This window comes from Corallococcus sp. AB011P (assembly GCF_003611605.1).
GTDB classification, from domain to species: Bacteria; Myxococcota; Myxococcia; order Myxococcales; family Myxococcaceae; genus Corallococcus; species Corallococcus coralloides.
In genome coordinates, this window is sequence record NZ_RAVX01000011.1 from 232,935 (window position 1) to 255,096 (window position 22,162).

Consider the following 22,162-nt stretch of genomic DNA (forward strand, 5'->3'; position numbering starts at 1 on the left):
CCTCCCCTCCTAACGTCCGGCTGCCTTCGGCGTGCCCATGCTCATGCCCTGCCGGTCACCTTCGGCCCGAGGAGGCGCGGCCACCGGCACGGCCGTGTCGCCCAGGAAGATGAGCTGCCGCAGCGGCTTGCCCTCCGCGCCCGGCAGCCGCTCGTAGCCCAGCTGTCCCCGAGGCCCCAGCTTCACGGTCCGCCCGTGCGCGAGCACCGTCAGCACCACCTCCAGCTGCATCCGCGCGGGGACGAGCAGCGGCAGGATGTGCCGGTGGAAGCGGTGGCGCACCCGCGCGGGCCAGTCACGTCCGCGCATGTCCGCCTCCTCGTCCGCGAACACCTCCACCTGGAAGCCCCCGATGTCCGCCGCGTACGTCTGGCCCAGGAAGCCCGTGCCATCCAGCGGCGTGGGCCCGAAGGTGGGCCGCATGCCGGAGAAGCGCGTGCGGAAAGAGCGGCGGACACACGTCACGCGCAGCTCCGGGAACACCTGCTGGAACAGCCACTGGAGCGTGGCCTGTGAATCCACGCCCACCATGCGCTGGTAGAAGCCCTTCGTGCGCTCCCAGTCCCCCACCAGGCTCGCGTCCCGTTCGGGGTGCAGCGCGTCCACCAGCGCCAGCAGCAGCCGGTGGTCGAAGAAGCGGATGAAGTCGAGGAACGGCTCCGGCTCCGGCAGCTGTTCGGCCACCTGGAGGAAGTAGCTGGGCAACAGGCCCGGCGTGCCCAGGAGGCCCAGGTTGAGCGTTACCACCACCCGGCGCACCGGGGAGAGATGGAACGTCACCGCCTCCACCAGCGACACGGACGCCACCGGCTCCGGGTTGCTTTCGAAGAGCACCCGGTCCCGGCCATAGCCCTGCGTCTCCAGGAGCCGCAGCAGCGGCCCCAGGTCGAAGTCCTTCGCGCGGGCGCGGATGCGCCGCTCCAGCGGGGACAGCAGCGGCGAGGCGCCGTTCATGAGCAGGGCCGCCTCACTCGCCCGGCCCCACGAAGGCGCCCAGGTCCACCTGGTAGAACTGCGACAGCGTGCGCCACTCCATGGAGTCCTTGCGCTCCCAGTGCTCCTGGATCTCCCCCACGTGGCGGTTGAGCAGCGCGCCGAACGACGAGAACAGCTCCGGCAGGTAGCGCCGCGGGTCGAAGTCCTCCAGCGTCCGGAGCACGTCGTCGCTCACCAGCGCGGCCTTCTGGAAGTCCCCGCGCTCCACCAGCACCTCGAAGGCCTTGAGCTTGTCGCACAGCTCCAGCAGGTGCGCCGACCCGCGCAGCTGCAGCGGCCCCGTCGTGCGGGGGAACGACGGAGGTGGCGCGGCGGCCTTCGCGCTCCGTCCCTTCGCGGGAGCGGCCGGCTTCGCGGGCTCCGGGGCCGGTGCGGGAGCGGCCGCGCGCTCCAGCGTCTCCTTCAGCCACTGTCCCAGCCCCGCCAGGCCCTGGGCTCCGTTGCGGAACGCGGAGCCCTCCAGCGCGCCCTGCAGGGTCTGGATGCCGCGCAGGGCGTCCTTGCGCTTGCCGTCCGTGAAGCCCTTCGTCCACGCCTCCCAGCCCGCGTCCTTCTTGCCGTGGTGATACTTCAGCGCGCTCAGCAGCGTCTGGAACAGCCACGTCAGCGCCTTGTTGAGCAGCACCGCGGGCTTGGACTTGTCCTTCCCTTCGCCCTGGGCGGCCTCCTCCGCCGCCGCGCGCGCGAGCGCGACCAGCACCTCCAGCACCTCCGGCAGGCGCACGAGCCCGTCTTCGCGCAGCGCCGCGAAGAGGTAGTAGGCCGACAGCCGGACCTCGTAGACCCCTTCACCGTCCAGGGCCTCGATGGCGTCCGCGGCCTCCGCGTAGGACTCCCGCTGCACCAGGTCCGCCACCGTGAGGAAGCGCTGATCATGCGACTCCAGGCGCTCCAGCGTTCCGCCCTCCACGGGGCGCAGGCACAGGCTCAGGTCTCTCATGGTCTGTCTTTCCACTTCATGTTACATGTCTTTCATTCACAAGGACAGACGCCCATGGCCATCGCGAAACCCGACTTGCTCGAACTCGAATGCAATTGGCAGACCGGGTTTCAATACCGGCCCGGCTTCCGTGGCGCGCTGGGGTATCTGCTCGAATGGAATGGCTGCGGGGGGCTGAACCTGACGAAGGAGCTCAGCCTGTCCTCCCCCACGGTGGGTGACTTCGGGCCCACGGCGCAATGCATTGGCCTGATTGGACGGCTGTCCATGAATGGCGCTTCCGGTCCCCTGGATTTCAGCGTGTACGTGGGGCGCGCCACCGCGGCCAACGTGCTCAACCACTTCGCCAAGCCCTTGGACAACCTGCGGCTGAAGCTGGCGTGGGCCATCATCGACTTCGATGAAGCGGGTGATACCTGGTTCGAAGCCGCCAAGCTGAAGAGCCCCGCCACCGCCGAGGCGCTGATGGACACCGAGAAGGGCCGCCCCAAGGTCTTCCTGGACAACCAGCCCACCACGCTGGCCACGGACCTGGACATCCGCTTCCACCGCTTCGACTTCCGGGTGGTGCCCGCACCCAAGAAGAGCACCACCCTGGAGTTCGCCACCAACTCCCAGGAGCGCCGTGTCACCAAGTGGGGCAGTGACAAGTGAGCTGAAAATGCGGAACGGGGAGCGGCTTGACGCCCTCCCCGTCCCTCCACCCGGCTGCTACTGGCCGCCTTCCTTGTAGCCCCAGCTGTACACATCCTTGGCTTCGGAGTTGTGGCTGTAGTGGATGTTGCAGAGGTTCAGCTTGTCCGGGATGACCTGGAAGGTCATCTGGCAGAACTTCACGTCCGTGACGCCCACGTTCTCCGGCTCACCGACGTGGAGCATCACCTCGTTGCCCTTCTGGTTGATGCGGCCCTTGAGCATGTTGGCTTCGCCGCCAGACTCGTCGCCCAGGGGGTAGCACTTCTCGAACCACTTGCCCGCGGCGCTGTCCCACTCGCACACCCAGAACACCAGCTTCTTGAGTTCGGTGTTGGTGATGCCCGTGAAGTCCGGCTTGTTCTCCGGGCTGATGAGCACGGTGAAGTCCATGGGGTCGAGCTTGCCGCCCTCCCACTGGAGCTGGGTAATCAGGCCCACACAGCGCACGGCGTTCTTCGCGCCGACCTTCTCGATCTTCACCTCGCTGAAGGTCGCCTCACCGTCGAACGGCGTGTAGAAGAGGCCGTTGCTCTTGGGAAAGGAGCCGTCGTCCTTGCCCAGCCCCTTGATGTCCAGCAGGTAGCCCACCGGGACGTTCTTCTGGGGGCGCTGCTGGATGGTCTGCTGCCAGTCACACGAAATGCCAAGCGGTCCATCACCCATGGTTTCGGTCCTCCATTTTGCTGCGGGGTTTGTCAGCCGAGCCGCGCATCCACGCGGAGGTCCACGTTCATGCCTTCGAACTGGATGTGCGGGAGGACGGAGAGGTTGCAGTGGTACCAGCCCACCTTGCCGGGCACTTCCGCCACGGTGAGGTTGTAGGCCTTGAAGGGGTAGTAGCGCAGCGTCAGGTCATCCGGGTTCACCAGCGTGGTGACGTACCGGGAGATCCACCTGTCCAGCTGCTGCTGCATGTACGGCGCGTTCGCCGTGCTGCCGATGTTCTCGCGCATGATGGCCTTCACGTAGTGCGCGATGCGGCTGATGGAGTACGTGTAGGCCAGGTTCGTCACCAGCTGCGAGTTCTCCGAGTCCTTCGTGTCCTCGAACACCTTGGCCTTCTTGAGGGACTGGACGCTGAAGAAGACGGCCTCCGCGCTCCCCTTCTTGTGGATGAGCGGGATGAAGCCGCCGTTGGCCAGCTCCAGCTCGCGGAAGTCCGGGATGGACATCTCCACGGGCAGCTTCATCTCCTCCTCGCCGCGCAGGTGCGTCAGGTGCACGGGCAGGCCCGCCACCAGGCCGCCGCCCTTGGGGCCGCGGATGTGCTGGCACCAGCCAGAGGTCGCGAACGAGCGCACCAGGTTGCGCGCGAACAGCATGGCCGCGTTGCCCCAGAGGTATTCCTCCTCCTTGTCGCCCTTCACCGCCTCCGCGAAGTTCATGCCGGGGGCCGGGTAGGTCTCCGGGTTGTAGGGCGGCCGGACGATGTAGCGCGGCAGCGTGAGGCCCACGTAGGCGGCCTCGTCCGTCTCACGCAGCGCGTTCCAGGCGGAGTACTTGGGCGAGTCCAGCAGGCTCGCCACGTCGCGCAGCTGGGACACCTCCTTCATGGTGTCGCAGCCGAAGAAGCGCGGGGACACGGACGCCACGAACGGCGCGTGGCTGGCCGCGGCGATCTTCCCCATCGTCTTGAGCCACAGCATGTCCTGCGGCGTGTTGGCGAACTCGAACAGGCCCACCAGCGCGCCGTAGGGGGCGCCGCCGTATTGGTCGTACTCAGCCACGTACAGCTTCTTGAAGAACTCCGAACCGGCGACGTCCGCCGCGTTCGTCTCCAGGTCGCTGTAGGCCTCCTCCTTGGAGACGTCCAGCAGGCTCAGCTCGATGTTGGCCTTGAAGTTGGTGTTGCGCACCAGGTCGTTGAGCGCGGTCCACTGCGCCTCCACCTCCTGGAACTCCGGCGCGTGCAGCACGGCGTTGAGCTGATCCGACACCAGCGCGTCAATGGTGCCCACCAGCTCCTGCACCGTCTGCTTGTCGAAGCGGCCCTCGTCCATGTCCATGTTGTGGACCATGGCCGCCAGGCTGGAGACGAAGCGCTCCTCGGGGGTGGCGTCGTCGGGGATGACCAGCAGGTCCGTCTGGGTGGAGGGGTCGCGCGCGGCGGGCACGGAGCCCAGCCGCACGCTGTTCAGGAACAGCGGAAGGTCCAGGGGCACATCGGCCACGGCGGTCGTCGCGGTGGTGGAAGACGCAGGAGGGGTAGGCATGGAGAAAGGCCTCGTTCAGGAAGGTCGTGGGGAAGGGCTTGCGCCCGGCATCACGTCGTCGGCGGCTGCGGGTTCGTCGCGGCCAGCTTCGGCAGGCTCATCGACTTGAACGCGGCCAGCTCCGTCTTCAGCTTCTGGACGGCCTCCGGGTTCTGCGCCAGCTGACGCACCAGCTGGCGGAACTCCTTGCGGTTGTCCAGGTTGCCCTGCAGCTCCAGCAGCAGCTTGCGCAGCGTGAGCAGCGCGTTGATCTTCGGCACCTGGCGGGCCACGTCCACCGGGCTGAAGGACTTCATCGAGTCCAGCTTGAGGCTCACCTGCAGCGGCGCCGGCGCCGAACCATCCACCGGGTCCTTCTTGTCCACGCGGTTGGGCACGCTGAAGTTCAGCGTCATGCCCATGTTCTGGATGACCTGGTTCAGGTTCTTGCCATCCAGGTTGCGGATCTCCCGCTGATCCAGGTCCTTCTTGCGGTCGTTGGAAGTCCCCCGGGAGAAGTCCCCCATCACCAGCAGCCGGAACGGAAGCGCCTTGTCCGCCCGGGTGCCATTCACCTGGGTGCGGTAGGTCAGCGTGATGCGTGATCTGGGAATTTCGTCGGTGATGGCCATGAGTACCCCCAAGAACTGAACCGCCGTTTTGTGAAGGAATTGATAAACCATGGCAATACACAAAAGCAATACACCCCCAACACATGACCTGCCACGATGGGGCATCGCAACCCGGGGAGCCAATTAAGACCCAACCCGTGGCATTCCTCGCCCTCCAGGGCAGGAAACCAGACACGGTGGATCATCCAGGCTCACTTGACGTCGCAGGCTCCAGGCCGGTAGCTTTTTCTAAACACTGTCACCCAGCCCAAGCAAGCTTTTGCCCCGGGCGGTCCCCGTGACAGGAAACCCGCTCCCGTCGCCCCTGCCATGAACCCAGACACACTCGCGCGAGTCCTGTGGCAGGAAGGGCAGACCCTGCTGCCCGAACACTTCCGGGCCCAGGAGGAATCCCTCTCCACGGAGGCCCGGCGCTACGCGGGCTTCGCGGGCCTGCCGGTGGTGGGCGTGAGCGCGCTGCGTTTCAACGATGTATTGCTCGCCAAGGGCTCGGTGGCGCTGGAGGAATTGACCGCGGTGTTACCGGGCGGCCACCTGGTGGAGGTGCCGGGCAACGCGGAGGTGACACCGCTGTCGCTCGAGGAGACGGGCCGCATGCGGGTGACGGTGTATCTGCACCTGCTGGCGGTGCTGGAGCCCCGCGAGGACCTGGCGCCCGCGGGCGGTGAAGCCCCCAGCGTGGTGCGCGCGGGACGGAGGCTGTGCCTGTCGTTGGAGCCGGTGGTGGACGACACGGTGAGCAGCCTGTCGCTGGCCGTCTTCACCCGGAACGCGGACGGGCCCTGGCAGCTGTCCGCCACGCACCTGCCGCCGCTCTTGAGCGTGGGGCCCCACCCGTTCCTGGAGCCCCTGTTCGAGCAGCTGGACGGCCTGCTCCAGCAGGCGCAGGGGCAGTTGCGCACGTCGCTGCGCGAAGGCCTGGTGCGAGGCGACCGGCTGGCCAGCGCGCGGCGGGCGCTGTGCGAGGTGCGAAGCCTCCAGGTGCTGCGCCAGGACATGCGCCACGGCCTGCAGCCGCCGCCGTACCCGCTGGTGCAGGCGCTGCGGCGGCTGTACTTCGAGACGTGCTGCTACCTGGAGGCGGAGCCGGACGACGACCTGCCCGCGTACGAGCACGAAGCGCCGGGTCCGGGGATCGCGCGGTGGATGGAGCTGCTCACGCGCGGGTTCCGCCCGCAGGCCAGCCCCCTGTCCTACCGGGTCTTCGACTTCCAGGACGGCCACTTCAAGCTCACGCCGCTGCCCAGGGAGACGCCGCCGCCGGATGACTTCTACCTGCTGGTGCGCCGGCAGGAGCGGGACCGGCCGCGCTCCATGGAGGGCGTGAAGCTGGCCAGTCCCCTGCGGCTGCCGGCGGTGCGGCGCCAGGCCTTGAAGGGCGTGCCGTACCGGCACGTGGCCTTCCCGTCGTTCCCCCACGCCTTCGACGCGGACATCGACTGGTACCAGCTGACGCCCCAGAGCGAGGAATGGCAGTCCGCGACGCGCGAGGACGGGCTCACGTTCTTCGCCACGCCCGCGCTCGAAGGGGCGCAGGTGCTCCTCTACTGGCGCAGGGCCTGACGGCGGACCGACGGGGGAACGGCGCGCATGCCCAAGCTCATCTGCATCATCGACATGGACAAGGAGAAGGGCCTCATCCTCACCACGGAGGACAAGGACGGGAAGATCCTCCAGACGGTGAAGATGGACGGCGAGGCCATCACCCTGGAGGTGAAGGGCGACAGCGCCACCAGCACCATCGTGCAGAAGCAGGACAGCGTCACGGTGACCTGCAAGTCCTTCGTGCTGAAGGCGGAGACCATCGAGGTGACGTCCACGAAGGCGTCGTCGTGGAAGAGCGACGACACGTTCGCTCTGGAGAGCGCCAAGGCCTTCACGGTCACCACGAAGGACGCGCTGACGCAGACAGCGGCGAAGGACGCGACCCTCTCCTCGGACGAGGCCGTGACGCTGAAGGCGGCGAAGAAGTTCACCGTGGAGGGTGACGACATCCAGGTGGAGGCCAAGAGCGGCGCGGTGGCGTTGAAGGCCCCGTCCGTCAAGGCGGAGGGACAGAAGGACATCGCCATGGAGGGAGCGCAGGTGAAGGTGACCGCGAAAGCGAAGCTGGCGCTCAATGCGGACGGCGTGGCGGAACTCAAGGGCAGCATGGTGAACGTGGGCTGACGGGGGGGCGCGATGAAGCTCGAGCACTGGCAGGTCGTCTTCACGCAGTACCGGCAGGCCCAGTCCGTGCTGGACGGATGGCTGCCGCAGGCCGCGCCCGGGTCGGCCGCGGCGGCGGGGCTTTTGGGCCGCGAGGGCCTGCGCAGGCTCCACGACGAGCTCCTGGAGGTGATTGAGCGGCTGCGCGCGGGCCTGGGCGCCCACGCCCGCGACGAGGAGGTGCAGGACGCGCTGCGGCCCTTCACGTACCTGGTGGACGAGCGCGTCCTCCTGCGGCTCGCGGACGCGGAGCAGCCGCTGTGGCCGCTGTTGCAGTACCGCCTCTTCGGAGAAGACGGCGGCGGCGAGGCCTTCTACACGCTGGCGGATCAACGGCTGGATCAGCCGGGCTCCCCCGCGCTGCTCTTCGAGATGCTCCACTTCTGCATCACTGCGGGCTTCGGAGGCCGCTACCTGGGCCACACGGCGAAGCTGCGCGAGTACCAGGAGCGGCTGTCCGCGCGCATCGTCACGCCCCCGCCGCCGCCCGCCCCCGCCGCGTCCGGCGAGTCCATCGGGCCGCTGCTCTACGCCTTTCCCGCCCGCTACTACGCCGTCAGCGCCGCGAGCGTGCTGGGGCTGCAGGGCCTGCTCTGGTGGGTGACCCGGTGAAGCCACAAGCCGCCGCACCCCAGGCTCCGGCCGCGGCCACGATCGACGCGGCGCCCGCGCTGCTCCAGGAGGTGCGCAAGACCGTCGCCGCGCGCCTGGGGGTCGGGCGCCATGGCCTGGAGCCGATGCTGGACGAGCTGGGCCAGACGCTGGCCCGCCTGATGCCGGGGCCGGGTGACGCGCGGTTGTCGCCGGAGGAGCAGGAGAAGGCGAGAGCGTCGTTCGCGGGCACGGTGGACACGCTGGAGGACGTCCTGGAGGCCCTGCATCGCGCGGGTCGGGCTGGGAACGTCCTGGGCTGGGGGGAGCGCTGAGCCATGGATGTCATCAAGAAACTGATCGCGTTCATCCCACCGAAGTGGAAGCCCTACGCGCTGCTCCTCGTGGCGCTGCTGGCCATTGGCATTCCGCTGTTCCTCGTGTGGCGCGCGAAGCGCAAGAGCGCGCCGGCCGGAGGGACCGCCGCGCCGGAGCCCCTGGCGAAGAACCGGCTGCGCAAGGTGCGCGAGAAGTTCCTGGCCGGGCTGCCCCTGCGCCACCGGGTGGCGGTACGGGACCTGCCGGGTGTGGTGGTGATGGGGCCGGCGGGCGCGGGCAAGTCGCGGCTCATCGAGCTGGACCTGGACTGGAAGCGGCAGGCGCGGCAGTTCCTGCCCAGCCTCCTCACGGACTCGCTGCTCCAGGTGTACCTGGGCGCGGACGTCGTCGCCCAGGAGGTGTCCCCGCAGCTGTTGGAGGACGAGTCGCCCCAGGCGCGCGAGGCCCTGCGCCGGCTGTGGAGGGACAGCTTCGGCGGCGGTCAGCAGGCGCTGGCGGTGCTGGTGCTGGACGCGCGCTGGCTGCAGGACACGCCCCCGGACGAGGTGCGCCGGGCCGCGCAGCTGTTGCGAGGCAAGCTCAACCTGCTGGCGGAGGTCCGCGGGGGCGCGTTCGAGACGCGCGTGTGCCTCACCCACCTGGATGAGCGCGAGGGCTACGCGGACTTCGCGAAGCTGCTGCGCGCGCACCACGTGCCGCTGCGCTTCCCCCTGCCCCCGCCCGGCCAGGAGGGCAAGCTGGGCTCGCTGCTCAAGGCGCAGGAGCAGTACCTGGCGCTGGGCCTGACGGCGCTGCCGGTGGAATCCTTCGAGCGGCTGGAGCGCTTCTATTCGGAAGGCCACGCGCCCTTCGAGGCGCTGTCGCGCTTCGTGACGGCGCTGATGGAGGGCCAGACGCTGGCGTACGCGCCCCGGCTGGCCACGGTGTCGCTGTCCTCCGCGGACAAGGACGCGAGGGATCCGGACGTCCTCTCGGTGTCCGCCGAGGCCAGCACGGCGCGAGCGGTCCACGACCGCTACCTGCACACGCACCTGCGCCGGGCGGTGCTGCTGGGCCTGGCGTTCGCGCTGCCGCTGCTGGCCGCGTACGGGCACTTCGCCTGGAGGCTGGGCCAGGCGAGCACGCGCGTGCAGCGCTTCGAGGACATGGTCCAGCGCATGCGCGACCAGGGGCAGGCGGTGTCCGGGGCCGCGGTGCAGGAGCCGGTGCTCGCGGCAGGCCACTCCCTGGACTCGCTGTGGAGCGCCATGAACACGTGGCCGCTCTTGCGCTACAGCTTCACCGGCGCGCGAGAGGACCTGCGCCAGCGTCTGGCCCGGGGCATCCGCGAGGCGCACATCCGGCCCGCGCTGGAGAAGTGCCACCGCCAGCCGGACACGTGCCGTCCGGAGCAGGTCGTCTACCTGCTGGCCACGTTGCACGGCTCGCGCGAGGAGCCGCTGGGGCAGCTGGTGCTGTCCAGCCTGAAGACGCGCCCGAACTGGAGCTTCGTGTCGGAGGGAGGCACGGCCGAGCCCGCGGGCGACGTGGCGGCGCTGGAGGCAGGACGCTCGTGGGTGACGGCGGTGGGGCTGAACGAGTCCCTGGTGGCCGACTACGTCACCATGAGCAACCCGCCGTGGTCCGCGCCGGACACGCCCGAGGCCAGCTGGGCGCGCTGGCCCTTCCCGGAGCCGCTCACGCTGGAGGCGCAGCTGATGCCGTGGCAGGCGCACCTGCGGCGGTTGCAGGACCTGCTGGCGAACCGGGCCGTGGAGCCGCGCGAGCTGGAGCGGCTGGACGCGGACCTGGAGGCCATGCAGGACGAGCGCCGCAGGCTCCAGGCGCTGCTGGACGACAGCGCGCGCTTCAGCAGCCTGCCGCGAGCGTTGGAGCTCCTGGCCGCCTCCGAGGCGCGCGTGGACACCAGCCGCTTCCGGGGCATCCCCTCCACGCTCAAGACGGTGGCGTGGATCAACGACCACCGGGACGCGCTGACGAACGTGCTGCGCATGGAGGAAGAGGCGTACCTGGGTGTGAAGGCGGTGCAGAAGATGACCGTGGCGGAGCTGCTGGTGCGCGACGGCCTGTGGCTGCCGGGCAACGGCCCCGCGGTGCTCCAGGTGCCGGTGCTCCAGAGCACCTTCGAATTCCGGCCCAAGGACGGCTCGCGGCTGCTGCACCAGGCACTGCTGCGCTACCACGAGAAGACGGGGCGCCTGCCCTTCGGCGTGATGGAGGGCGAGGAGGCGGTGGCGTCGCGCAGCGGCGCGACCCTGGCGGCGGACCGGCTGGAGTTCGACACGCGGCTGCGCCCGCTGGTGGACGAGTTCACCACGCGAATCAAAGGCGCGGGGCTGCCGGTGGAGGAGGTGTCGCAGCGCCAGGAGCACGTGCGCCGCAAGGTGAACCAGTTCGCGTACCAGTACCGCAACCGCCTCTTCCAGCGCGTGTCCACCTACCGCTTCCAGGCGGTGATTCCGGCGCTCCTGGCGGAGGAGCTGTCGCGTCTCACGCAGCCGTCCTCGGAGCTGGTGGACATGCTGCGCGACGTGGCGCAGGGCGTGGCGCTGGAGCCGTTGGACGGGCCCTTCTACGAATCGCTGCGCAACGCGGTGGCGCCGTTCAAGCCCATCGCCACGGTGATGAAGCCGGACGAGACGGGCAACTACACCGCGCTCAACCCCTACCGCGCGCTGGTGGCCCAGATGTCGGACGAGCTGAACGCGGTGCCCCGTCCGGGCGTGGTGCCCGCGGAGGCGACGGCGTCGCTCAACGGAGGCCTGGCCACCGGCAGCGCGCAGCCAGCGAGCGGGGCCGCGAAGCTTCCGGAGCTGCTGACGCCGCTGGGGCGCCTGGCCTTCGCGATGATGCTGGAGGACGACACGTCCTACCTGCGCAAGGTGGACGCGTGGCTGGACCAGCAGGGGCTCATCGGAGAGCTGCGGCAGCCCTTCCGTCAGCCGTTCCTCGCGGTGCGCGAGCTGGGGCAGCGCGAGATTGAGAGGACCCTGGAGCGGCAATGGGACGACGCCTCGGGTCGGTTCCTGCGTCCGCTCTTGGGGCGCTATCCGTTCACGCCGGACGCGTCGCAGGAGGTGGATCCGGGAGACCTGGAGGTCCTGCGCAAGCAGGACGGAGCGTTCTGGGAGTTCGTGACGCGGGTGCTGGCGCCGGTGTGCGAGGAGCGAGGCTCGGAGTGGGTGGCGCGAGGCGCGCTCCAGTCCCGGCTGTCGTTGCCGCAGGGGATGTTGCCCACGCTGGGGAGGCTGTCGCGGCTGGCCCGCATGTTGTGGGACACGGAGGGGAGGCCGCGGCCACTGATGCTGCAGGTGATGCCGTTGCCACTGCCGAAGGCACCCACGCAGGGCAGCTTCGTGACGCTGGGTTCGCTGAAGTGCGGCAAGACGACGTTCCTCGCGTACAACCAGAGTCCGTCGTGGCAGGAGTTCCCGCTGGCGTGGTGGGACCAGCAGACGGCGTCGCTGATGCTGGAGGTGCGAGCGCCCGCGGACCAGTCGGTGCAGTACGCGTCGCTGGAGAAGTCGCGTTCGGCGTGGAGCTGCTTCCGGCTGCTGGAGTCGTCCCAGTCCACGGAAGACCCGCAGCACCGCCGTTGGTCGTTGAGAGCGCGAGGCGCCACCTCCACGGACGGGGTGATGGACCTGCGCTTCGGGCTCAAGGGTGAGCCCTGGATCCCGTTCCGCGAGGTGCCGCGATGAAACCGTGGGCAAGCTGCATCCCCTTGGCGCTGTGTTTCCTGGCCGCGTGCCAGCCGAGCACGCTGCATCTCAGTGTGAAGGCCCCGTCAGGGACGAACCAGGGCCGGCCGCTGTACATGCTGGTGCGCAAGGTGGATCCAAAGCAGTTCGCCGTGGAGTCCTACGGCGAGGTCTCCGCGCGCATCTTCCAGCCGGACGCGGACGTGCTGCTGTCGGCGCTGATCTATCCGGGCACGCTGCAGCGCCTGAAGGTGCCATTGCCGGAGAACGCGCCGGTGGCGGTGTCGTTCCTCTTCACCGCGCCGGACGGCACCTGGCAGCAGTTCGTCAACACGCCCACGCCAGGCTCGCTGGACATAGAGCTACTCGAAGGGCGCATCCGCACGGGCACCCAGCCCGCGGCGCCCAAGGAAGGCGACGACGCGGCGAAGCCGCCCGAGCCGCCCGCCGCCCCGAAGCCCCCACCCTCCTCTTCCGCCAAGGCCCCGGCCCTCCACGCCGAGAACTGAGGTCGCCTCATGCAACGCATCCTGTACATCCTGACGGCTGCACTGTGCGTCCTGACCGCCTGTGGTCCCGAGGCTGAGAAACCACCCACGGTGGCGGACAGCAGGGACACGCGTGTCCAGGTCCGTGCCGCGGCGCTGCGACCCGACGATCCAGTTCCCTCGCTCGAGTTGAACGATTACTCCATCGGCTTCGATCCGCAGGCGGCGTGCATGCCGCAGGAGAACTCGCTCACACTGACCAATGCCGGCACCACGGATCGCAAGATCTACCGTGCGAGCATCACCGGGGGATTCACCTTCAACGGCGTGTACGGCGCGACAGGCCCCCGCTGCGACACCAACTGCAACGTGCCGCCCACGCCCGTCAACGGCACGGGCGCAATGACCGTGAGGGTTGGCTTCGCTCCGGTGCAGCCCGGAAACTTCAACGGGACACTGACGCTCTACACGGATGATCCGGTCGCCCCGGTCATCACGGTCACGCTGACCGGCACGGCCACGGGCCCGTTGATCGTCGTTGGACAGACATCCGTGGCGTTCGGCGCCCATGAACTGGGCTCGTCACCGCCGCCGCGCAACGTCACGGTGATGAACCTGGGCAATGAGCCCTTCGCCCTGGCGCCGTCCGTCACCGCCCCCTTCAGCGTGTCCGCCGCCATTGCGAACCTCGCGCCTGCGACCTCGACGACGCTCGCGGTGACCTTCGCCCCCTTGACCCATGATGACCTGGGCTCCATCACGCGTACGCTCTTCCTGACGAGCGCTTCCACCGCGTGCGCCACCCCGCCCTCCGTCACTCTCACCGGCATGGGGTTGGCCCCCGCGGAACTCGGCTTGAGCCACACCGCGCTGGTCTTCAACGAGACGCAGCCGAACGCCACCAGCGCCGCGAAGGAGGTCACGGTCTGGAACAAAGGGGACAGCGTGCTCAACGTGACCCAGTTGAAGCTGCCCGCCAACTCGCCGTTTCACGTCACGCCATCGGGAGCCTTCAGCCTCGTGAAGGGAGAGACCCAACGCCTGACACTGACGTTCCGCCCAACGACGGTGGGGAGCTGGGACCACCACCCCCTCACCTTCGTCATCGATAACACCGACGGGCCAACCATCTCCCTGACATGCAGCACGCCAGTCGTGTCCCCCCCGACGCTCGTGCTCAGCCCCGCGGTGATGGCCTTCCCGCAGACGCCGCTGAACACCGACAGCGCCCCCCAGGAGGTCACCCTCCGGAACGAGGGTGGCAGTCCGCTCAACGTGACCGAACTGAAGCTGACTTCGGGGGCCGCCTTCCGGGTCGATACCCTGACCGCTTTCAGCGTTGCGCCCGGGGAGACCCGGCGAGTGAAGGTGACCTTCCGTCCAGTTGCGCCCGGGGGGGCATCCGACACGCTCGTCGTCAAGAGCAACATCCCCGATCAGTCCTTGACTCTGTCGGGCTCCGCGCCATCAAGCCCGAAACTTGTCTTGATTCCCGATGAGCTGGCTTTCGAGGAGACGCCGTTCGACACCGACAGCGCTCCCAAGGAGGTCACCGTCACGAACGGCGGAGACAGTCTGCTCCAGGTGACCAAGCTGACATTGCCCGCCAACTCACCATTCCGCGTCAATGTCTCGGGCACATTCAACCTCGCGCCCGGAGGCACCCAGCGCCTTCAGCTGACGTTCCACCCGACGGAGACGAGCGCCACGACCGGCAAGCTCACCTTCACCAGCAACGACCCTGCCCCACCTGAACTCAAACTGTCCGGAACGAAGGCACCGGGCAATGCCCACCTGACCCTTTCCCCCGCTTCGTTCGAATTCGCCGAACAGGAGGCAGGAGACGTGGGCAGTGAGCAGAAGAAGGTGACGGTGACCAACACGGGAACGGTCTCTCTGACGGTGACGCCCGTGGTGACCACGGGCAGCAGTGCCTATTCCGTGAGCCCCACCACGGCGTTCCCCCTGGCACCGGGAGGGACACGCGAGCTCTTCATCACGTTCAACCCCGGCGCCAGTGAGAACGGAGCCGTGAATGGCGTGCTCACCTTCGGTACGTCGCCCACGACGTCCGCCGTGTTCAACGCGCCCCTCCATGGCACCGCGCGCAAGACTTCGCTGGAAATCAGCACGTCCCGACTGGACTTCAGGGAGTGGACTGTCGGCGACGCGTACCTGACCGAGCAGGTCATCCTCACGAACAACACCAACTGGCCCATCAAGGTGTTCCCCGTGTCCCCCGGGGTCCTGGCCCCCTTCACGATCTCCGGCATTCCGGCGGAGGGCCGGACCATCGAGAGGAACGGTGGCACCGGCCTGGTGACGGTGACCTTCGCCGCGACCACCCCAGGCACATACTCGAAGACGCTCCAGCTCCAAACAGATGCCTCGCAGTCCCTGCCCCCCGTGGCAATCACCGGACAGGCGCTCGCCCCCAACCTGGAACTGGAAGAAGGAACACTGGAGTTGCCGACCGTGGCCCCCGGAGGAGAGTCCATGGCCACGGCGAAATTGTTCAACACCGGCAACCAGGCCCTGTTCCTGTCGCGGATCACGCCTGAAAGCGCCGCTCATTTCCAGGTCGTCGACTTCCTGCCGCAAACAATCCAGCCGGGAGGGGACACCACGGTGAAGGTGCGCCTCCGTCCGATGACCAGCACGGGCAACCTGGAGACGCGGCTGCACTTCTTCACCACGAATGACCGGCAGCTTCCGCCCGTGCTCGTCGTCAAGGGTAAATCCAGTGGCCCCAACGCCATCTTTGGCGTGGACTCCCTCGACTTCGAGTCCTGCCAGGTGAACGCGACCTGTATCAACGACAAGAGCCTGAGTCTCACGAATGCAGTGGGCGCCTCCGAGCCGCTCCGGGTGACGTCGATCGCCATCTCGCCGTCGGTCTCGGCGTTCTCCGTGGATCCGATTCCCGCCACCGAGCCCAAGCTCGATCCTGGCTCTACGCGTCAGTCGGCCTTCAAGGTGAGCTTCCGCCCGACCGAGGTGGGGAGGCGGTACCAGGACAACCTGGTGATTACCTACAAGGGCGTCGACTCGGGGGTAACCACCACGCGCACCTTTCCCTTGAGTGGCTTGGGTGCGGATGCGGAGCTGTCCGCGGCTGAAGACGCCATCAATTTCCCCGCCACACTCAAGGACTCGATCAGCGTCATTGACATTGTCATCAAGAATTCAGGCAAGGTCGAAGCCACGCTTGAAAGCGTGACGGTGTCCCCGTCCAATGGCTTCCTCGCGAATGTGGAGGGCTGGCCGCTCAGAACCATCCCCAAAGGGGGGGAACGCAAGATCCGGCTGACCTTCAATCCCACGACGAGCACGGGTTCATACTCCGCGCAGCTCCAGATCAAGCTCACGACCACGCCCACTGGCTCCTTTGCGCTTGTCCGTGACATGACCGGAGAGGCTTCCATCGCGAAGCTGGAGTTGAGCAGCAGCCAGGTCGTCTTCGGAGAGGTCCCGCGACGGACCACCAAGTCCCAGATCATCACGCTTCGCAACATCGGGTCCGCGAGACTCAAGGTCAGCAACGTGGAGGCCAACGAGCCCTTCAGCGTGACACCAGTCACCACCGACAAGACCTTCCCCCTGTACCTTGACAAGAACGGCGAGCAGAAGATCGAGGTCAGCTTCCGGCCGGAGACGACGCAGCCCACGGACGCGGTCCTGACCGTCCACAGCGACTCCGACGAGTCCACGGAGCTTCCCATCTACGTTTCCGGCCGGGGAACCGTGCCAGTGCTGGCATTGCCTGGCGGGAGGAATCCCAAGTTCCCGCCTCAAACCAAGGACGTCGAAGGGACCGGACTGCTCCAGGTGGTGAGGAATGACGGCAAGGCGGACCTGGTCGTTTCCTCCGTGAGCGTTGCCGGGGAGTTCTGCCTGCGGCCTGAGCCCGAGCCCAATCCCAAGCCCAGCGACTGCCCGCTGACATTTCCTGGATTTACCGTCAAACCAGGAGAGACCTATTCATTCAACGTCGCAGCCAAGCCCATCGACAAAGGCACGCGCAAAAGCCTGCTCACCATCGTAAGCAACGCGGAGACGACCCCCGACACGGTGAATCTGGAAGTGGAAAGCGTGGGCAGCGTGTCCATGCCGTCGACGGTGGTCGACTTCGGGCAGGTGAACTTCGGTTCGTCCGTGGACAAACTCGTGACGGTCGACAACTCAGGCATCACGGCAGCGAATGTTTCGGTGCAATTCGACTCGGGCAGCTCTGAGTTCTCCATGGTGGACTCGTCACTGCAGGTGCCCGCGGGGCAAACCGCTCAACTCAAGCTGCGGTTCCGTCCTCTGGGAACGACAGGAGGGCGAAGGACCGCGACGGGAAGGTTGAACGTGCAGGGGGCATCACAGGTCCCCTTCACCGTGTCTGGCACGGCCACCTCCGTGCGCTTGGAGGTGTCGCGCCAGGACGGCGAGACCTTTGACGGCGCACTGGACTTCGGGGCCACCCGGGTGAACACGAAGTCGGACTTCATCCGCCTGCGACTGACCCATGTGGGGCCGGGCGGAAGTGCGGATGCGGGAACGGACGGCGGAGCTGGCAGCAACGAGGGCCTGCTCACCATCAAGAGCATCAGTCTGGAGGGGGAAGACGCGAGGTCCTTCATCCTCGGGGGTGTCGCCTCATCCATTGAATTGGCGAAGGGAGGGTTCCTGGACGTCCCTCTCCAGTTCAATCCCGACAGCCAGAGACGCTTCAACGCGGTCTTGCGCATCACCTCCGACGACAGCCAGTCAAGCACCACCCTGGTGACGCTGGGAGGCCGTGGCCGGACGAACCAGCTCAGCCTGTCCACGCCCACGTTGGAGTTTGGTGCGCGGGTGGCCGAGTCCTCCGCCTCGGCGATCCGTTCCGTGCGGATCACCAATGAATCACTCCAGCCGCTGAAGGTGAAGGGCATGGAGATCATCGGCGTGGCGGAGAACTCCGAGCCGTCGCACTACAGCGTGGAGTCCGCCACTACGCTCACACTGGCGGCACAGGAGTCGAAGGACATCATCGTCAAGTTCGTCCCTCGCCCGGACGTGACGTCCAGGGCCGCCCTCCTGATTGTGACGGACGACATTGAGTCTCCGGAAGCGCAGGTGTCGTTGTCGGGCCGAGGGCTCTCCACGGTGTTCCGGGCGCTCAATCGCGCGCTGGACTTCGGCACCGTGCGCCAGGCGGAGCCGGCGACGGCGAAGGTGGTGCTCACCAACGACAGCACCCAGGAGCTGGTGCTGATGCAGCCCAAGGTGGAGGGGCCCCAGGCCACGAGCTTCGTGGTGGTGTCGCCCATCCTGGGAGCGGAGGGCCGCACGCTGCCGCAGGGTGACTCGCTGACGCTGGACCTGAAGTACGACACGTCGGTGATTGGCGCGGCGAAGGCGACGCTGGTCCTGGGCACGAAGGACCAGGAGCGCGCGGCGCTGGTGGCCCTGTCGGGTGTGTCCGTGGCCAGCTTCCTGACCATCGAGCCGTTCGAGTTGGATCTGGGCTGGGTGGACATTGGCGCCACCAGCGCGCCGCGCACGGTGACGCTCACGAACCAGTCCGCGTCGCCGGCGCGCTTGAGCGTGGTGGAGAACACCAACGCGGCGTTCGTGATCGACGCGAGCGCGCTGGACGCGGAGCTGGCGCCGGGAGCGCAGACGACGGTGGGCGTCACCTTCCGCGGCGAGGTGGGAGGCCCGGCGGAGGGAACGTTGAAGCTGCGCCTGCGCGGAGAGACGACGGCGGAGGCCACGCTCACGCTGAAGGGCCAGGCCCGGACCCTGGGCGGCACGGGCGGCGGCTGCGCCTGTGGCACCAGCGGGGATGGGGGCGCGGCGTTGGCGCTCCTGCTTCTGCTGGGGTTGGGACTGGCGCGTCAGGGGCGGCGGGCGCAGGAACGAGGCTGAGCCAGCGATTCAGAGAGCGAGGGAGCCCATGTCTGACATCCCCAACATCATTGTCTTGGTGAGCGGAACGGTAGACCCGGTCAATAGCGACCTGAAAGCCCGCTCCGCGAGTTATCAACGCAGCAGGAACATGCTCGACCCAGATTGGTACTGGCAAGAAAACATCGGCTTGCGCAAGACCATCGAGGACCTGCGCCGACGGTACACCAACGTCCATCTCTTCACGGCCCATGGATGGACTGGAGACAATGGCGCCACCAATCGCGAGATCGCCGGGACCTACCTCGCCAACCGCCTCTGTGGCTCCGGGGGACAAAGCGCCTACTACAAGGGCTTCCTTGGCCGCGAAGTGGCATTCCATCTCATTGGCCACTCCCATGGCGGGAATGTCATCAACGAGCTCACGGAACAAGCCGCCAAGACGTGGCCGCGCCAATGGAAGATCCGCAGCATCACCTATCTCTCGACACCGTTCTTCACCAAGCAACACCAGGTCAACACCAAGCCGCTTCACGCAGACTGCAAGATCATCAACGTCTACAACAAGTACGACCTGACACAGCGGGTCATCGCCGATTTCTCGCTCCTGCCTTTTCATGACGCCTTTCAACGGGCGGAGTTCGACGACTTCACCACTCAACTCTCGAAGGTAAAGCTCAACACCAGCGTCCTTGAGAGCGGCATCAAGTCCACCAGGCCCAGGGATACAGACAAGTCCCTTGGAATCAACCTGAAGCTCTTGATGGACCCCACCAAGGGGAAGGCGCTCTACGACAACTGCATCAGCACGATAAAAAACGTCCAAGGCACCATCGCCAAGGCTCGCGAAGTCATCTGCGCGCTCAACAACGTCATCACCTTCAATGAGCCCGCCGAACTCGCAGGCAAACTCATCAAGAAGCGGCAGATCATCAACAACGATCTCGCCAACCGCTTCCAGGCTGAACTGCTCGCGATCGAAACAAGCCTGTCCCCGACGCTCAAGGCCTTCGAAGCACGCAGAAGCAGCGGGCAATACCCCCTCATGGGATTCTTTGACGACCTGCACGCCGCCAGGTTCCTGAGGGCCCTCTCCCGGTTCCTTCAAGTCAATCCCAAGACCCTGAGCGGCCCGCTTTGCGATCTGATCGCCGCCACCTTCGAGAACCAGCTTCAAAGCTTCGACAACACCAGCGCATCCCCGGTCTCGCAGTACGCCAAGACGCCCTTCGCGAATCGCATCGTCGACATCGACGTCACCAAGGAAGACACCTACGCGCAGTTCCACCTCGACACGGCCTATGACAAGTTCGTGGGCCGCCTGGAGAAATGCGAGGTCAGGTACGCTAGGTCCTCGGGTCGAACCGACCTGATGGATCTCATCTTCACACTCCTGGCCAACCATGCCCCCGTCAGCGCGATGATCTCCGAATGGGGAAAAACCGTAGTCACCTTCCGGCGCATCCTGGACGCGATTGTGCTCTTGCTGAAGGCAAACAAGATTCTTCCACCGAATCTGATTGCGCTTCCAACCGATCCCGTAAAACTCTTCCGCGAGGCCAGTGGAATGATCAGCATTCCAGCGGTCGCGGCGCTCGCGGAGTTGTGCGCGGTATTCGAAGCCTATGTTGGCATTCTCAAGGAACGAGGCGTTGGGCAGCTGGAGGTCACCCCCCTTTCCTCTCCGATCCTGCAGACGACTCAAGGGCAGGCCAGCTTGCGTTTCCCGTATCAGACTGCTGCACCGTCCCCACTTGCGCTTGCCAGGCAGGACTTCGCGCCTCCCGTTTCCTATGGAGGCTTGTCCTATTTCATGCGGGTCTCACACTCAGTCAGCAGGCAGGAGTTGTATCCCAAGGTCCGCACCACCCTTGAGGAGCAGCTCACCAGCACGAAACGCTGAGAAATCCCTTCAGGGCTTCTCGGGGGCGCAGCGACCAACGGAGCCAGGCCCACAGCGTGTGCCATCCACCCAGAGGGCATGCTCCAGCTGGGCTCCTTTCAGGTCCGCATCCAGAAGGTTCGCGCCGCGAAGGTCGGCTCCCTCTAGCGAAGCATCGCGCAAGATGGCGCCCTGAAGCTGGGCGCCTTGCAGATTGCAGTAGGCCAGGACAGCGTCCTTCAAATCCGCTGAGCGCAAGTCCACCCGCGGCAGGCTCGCCCCGCCGCTGGGGACAGAATAGAAATGAGAACGCTCGGTGCGCTGATACGGACCTGCTGGGCCAAAGAACCTGCTGCCGGCAAGCCGGGCATTCCGCAGATTCGCGCCCGAGAAATCCGCACTCTCCAGGGAGCGTGCGCCTTGAAGGTCCGCCCCTTCCAGATTGGCGTCCTGGAATTGGGTGCCCGTCAGGTAGGCACCCTCGAACAGGGCTCCTTGCAGCTCGGAGTGCCGCAGGTCGCTTGCGGCCAGGGAGGCCCCACGCAGATCCGCGCCACGCAGATTCGCCCGGGCCAGCTGTGCTTCTCGCAGGGAGGCATCCCGGAGCTGCGCCCCTGGCAACACGGCTCCCTCCAGACGCGCCCCCACCAGCTGACAGCCGTTACACGCCTTGGTTTCCATGAACCCACGAACAAGCTTGTCCTGGGCGCTTTCGCAGCTTGTCAGCAGGCCCACCGACAACGTCGCGGGAATCACGAGGCGAACAAAGGGGGACCGCCAGCGAGGAGGAGAAGCCGACGTCATGACAAGACCCCTGGTGCCAGCGGTTGGGCTCATACGTCTCGTGAGCGGACGAGGCCCCGGCCTCGCGGGGCAGCAAAGTACGCGGATACCACGGTGAACGCGGGATTGAACAGGAGGCGATGCGCCTCCAAGCACCTACAGCCCGTTCCACCGCGGTGGATGGACCGGTAATAGCCGGGTAGACCCGCCCAATGATGAATGTCCGCAGCAGCGCGTGGCTGGGACTCCTCCTGTTGGCGGCATCTTGCAAGCCGCCGAAGCCGGTGGAACCTCCTGCGGCGGGTCCCCAGGAGTCCACAGGTCTCGCGAAGCCCGTCTCACTGGAGATCAACGGCTACAACTACACCGACCTCGCCATCGACAGCTTCGAGGTGAACGGCCAGGGCGGTGGTGACCTCTCGGTCAGTTCGACGACCAGCGGTGGAGGCAAGGGCACCTGTTGTCTGGGGCTCTCGCCTGGCACGAAGTTCCCCGTGGAGCTGACCATCCAGTGGACACGGGACCGGAAGCGTTGGTGTGAAAAGACCGTCCAACTCGAGGCCCCTGTCACCGCCAACCCGCGTCACATCGGAGTGCACTTCTTCCCGGATGGACGCATCAAAGCTGAGCTCACCGAAGGCTACCCAGACTTGAAGTTGAAGCTCGACCGGGTGAAGAATGCCTTCATCATTCTCTCGGGTGGCCCCTGAGCGTCACCCGCTTCGGTGGACAGGTTGACTACGCTGCCTGCCTCGAAACCTCAGCCAGTCGCTCGTACTCGGCTGGACTCGCATAGCCAAGTGAGGAGTGACGGCGCCTGCGGTTGTAGAACAC

At 66.8% G+C, this 22,162-nt stretch carries 16 protein-coding genes; 10 read left to right on the forward strand and 6 right to left on the reverse strand.

Annotated elements, in window-relative coordinates:
• Positions 1 to 9 precede the first annotated feature (9 nt).
• Together D7X30_RS26155 and D7X30_RS26160 are read right to left on the reverse strand one after the other, a co-directional pair.
• Positions 10 to 954, reverse strand: coding sequence for a hypothetical protein (locus tag D7X30_RS26155; RefSeq protein ID WP_120565686.1), 945 nt, complete (start codon positions 952 to 954; stop codon positions 10 to 12).
• Positions 955 to 967: 13 nt separating this feature from the next.
• Positions 968 to 1,936 (reverse strand): type VI secretion system protein IglI family protein, encoded by a 969-nt coding sequence (locus D7X30_RS26160; protein WP_120565687.1) that lies wholly within the window; start codon positions 1,934 to 1,936, stop codon positions 968 to 970.
• A gap of 54 nt (positions 1,937 to 1,990) precedes the next feature.
• Between D7X30_RS26160 and D7X30_RS26165 the strand changes: the two genes are divergently transcribed.
• Positions 1,991 to 2,590, forward strand: a complete 600-nt coding sequence (locus tag D7X30_RS26165; protein ID WP_120565688.1) for a hypothetical protein — start codon at positions 1,991 to 1,993, stop codon at positions 2,588 to 2,590.
• 57 nt (positions 2,591 to 2,647) lie between these two features.
• Here D7X30_RS26165 and D7X30_RS26170 read toward each other — a convergent pair whose 3' ends face one another.
• From D7X30_RS26170 to tssB, 3 genes are read right to left on the reverse strand one after another with little or no spacing between them, the layout of a single operon-like run.
• Positions 2,648 to 3,295, reverse strand: a complete 648-nt coding sequence (locus tag D7X30_RS26170) for a hypothetical protein (RefSeq protein ID WP_120565689.1) — start codon at positions 3,293 to 3,295, stop codon at positions 2,648 to 2,650.
• 32 nt (positions 3,296 to 3,327) lie between these two features.
• Complete coding sequence (gene tssC / locus D7X30_RS26175) at positions 3,328 to 4,845, reverse strand: type VI secretion system contractile sheath large subunit (RefSeq protein WP_120565690.1); 1,518 nt, start codon at positions 4,843 to 4,845, stop codon at positions 3,328 to 3,330.
• Between the two features lie 50 nt (positions 4,846 to 4,895).
• Positions 4,896 to 5,456 (reverse strand): type VI secretion system contractile sheath small subunit, encoded by a 561-nt coding sequence (gene tssB / locus D7X30_RS26180; RefSeq protein WP_120565691.1) that lies wholly within the window; start codon positions 5,454 to 5,456, stop codon positions 4,896 to 4,898.
• Positions 5,457 to 5,765: 309 nt separating this feature from the next.
• Here tssB and tssK point away from each other — a divergent pair, with 309 nt between their 5' ends.
• From tssK to D7X30_RS26220, 8 genes are read left to right on the forward strand one after another with little or no spacing between them, the layout of a single operon-like run.
• On the forward strand, positions 5,766 to 7,019 hold the full coding sequence (gene tssK, locus D7X30_RS26185) for a type VI secretion system baseplate subunit TssK (protein ID WP_120565692.1): 1,254 nt from the start codon (positions 5,766 to 5,768) through the stop codon (positions 7,017 to 7,019).
• 27 nt (positions 7,020 to 7,046) lie between these two features.
• Entirely contained in the window at positions 7,047 to 7,625 is a 579-nt protein-coding gene (locus D7X30_RS26190; protein WP_120565693.1) for a hypothetical protein, read from the forward strand.
• 12 nt (positions 7,626 to 7,637) lie between these two features.
• The gene (locus tag D7X30_RS26195; protein ID WP_120565694.1) at positions 7,638 to 8,276 is read left to right on the forward strand and encodes a DotU family type IV/VI secretion system protein; all 639 of its coding nucleotides are present in this window, start codon (positions 7,638 to 7,640) and stop codon (positions 8,274 to 8,276) included.
• Positions 8,273 to 8,590: a hypothetical protein gene (locus D7X30_RS26200; protein ID WP_233591787.1), complete on the forward strand. Its 318-nt coding sequence runs from the start codon at positions 8,273 to 8,275 to the stop codon at positions 8,588 to 8,590. Before D7X30_RS26195 ends, D7X30_RS26200 begins: the two co-directional genes overlap by 4 nt.
• A 3-nt stretch (positions 8,591 to 8,593) precedes the next feature.
• Positions 8,594 to 12,295 carry a type VI secretion IcmF C-terminal domain-containing protein gene (locus D7X30_RS26205; protein WP_120565695.1) on the forward strand — a complete coding sequence of 1,234 codons (3,702 nt, stop codon included), beginning with the start codon at positions 8,594 to 8,596 and terminating at the stop codon, positions 12,293 to 12,295.
• A gap of 23 nt (positions 12,296 to 12,318) precedes the next feature.
• On the forward strand, positions 12,319 to 12,804 hold the full coding sequence (locus tag D7X30_RS26210) for a hypothetical protein (RefSeq protein ID WP_233591788.1): 486 nt from the start codon (positions 12,319 to 12,321) through the stop codon (positions 12,802 to 12,804).
• A 9-nt stretch (positions 12,805 to 12,813) separates the two neighbouring features.
• Positions 12,814 to 18,684 (forward strand): choice-of-anchor D domain-containing protein, encoded by a 5,871-nt coding sequence (locus D7X30_RS26215; RefSeq protein WP_120565697.1) that lies wholly within the window; start codon positions 12,814 to 12,816, stop codon positions 18,682 to 18,684.
• Positions 18,685 to 18,712: 28 nt separating this feature from the next.
• Positions 18,713 to 20,566 carry a hypothetical protein gene (locus D7X30_RS26220; protein ID WP_147443309.1) on the forward strand — a complete coding sequence of 618 codons (1,854 nt, stop codon included), beginning with the start codon at positions 18,713 to 18,715 and terminating at the stop codon, positions 20,564 to 20,566.
• Positions 20,567 to 20,575: 9 nt separating this feature from the next.
• Here D7X30_RS26220 and D7X30_RS26225 read toward each other — a convergent pair whose 3' ends face one another.
• A complete protein-coding gene (locus tag D7X30_RS26225; protein WP_158619391.1) occupies positions 20,576 to 21,349 on the reverse strand; it encodes a pentapeptide repeat-containing protein in 774 nt (257 codons plus the stop codon).
• A gap of 191 nt (positions 21,350 to 21,540) precedes the next feature.
• Between D7X30_RS26225 and D7X30_RS26230 the strand changes: the two genes are divergently transcribed.
• Positions 21,541 to 22,038 carry a DUF3304 domain-containing protein gene (locus tag D7X30_RS26230; RefSeq protein WP_120565700.1) on the forward strand — a complete coding sequence of 166 codons (498 nt, stop codon included), beginning with the start codon at positions 21,541 to 21,543 and terminating at the stop codon, positions 22,036 to 22,038.
• Positions 22,039 to 22,162: the final 124 nt, after the last annotated feature.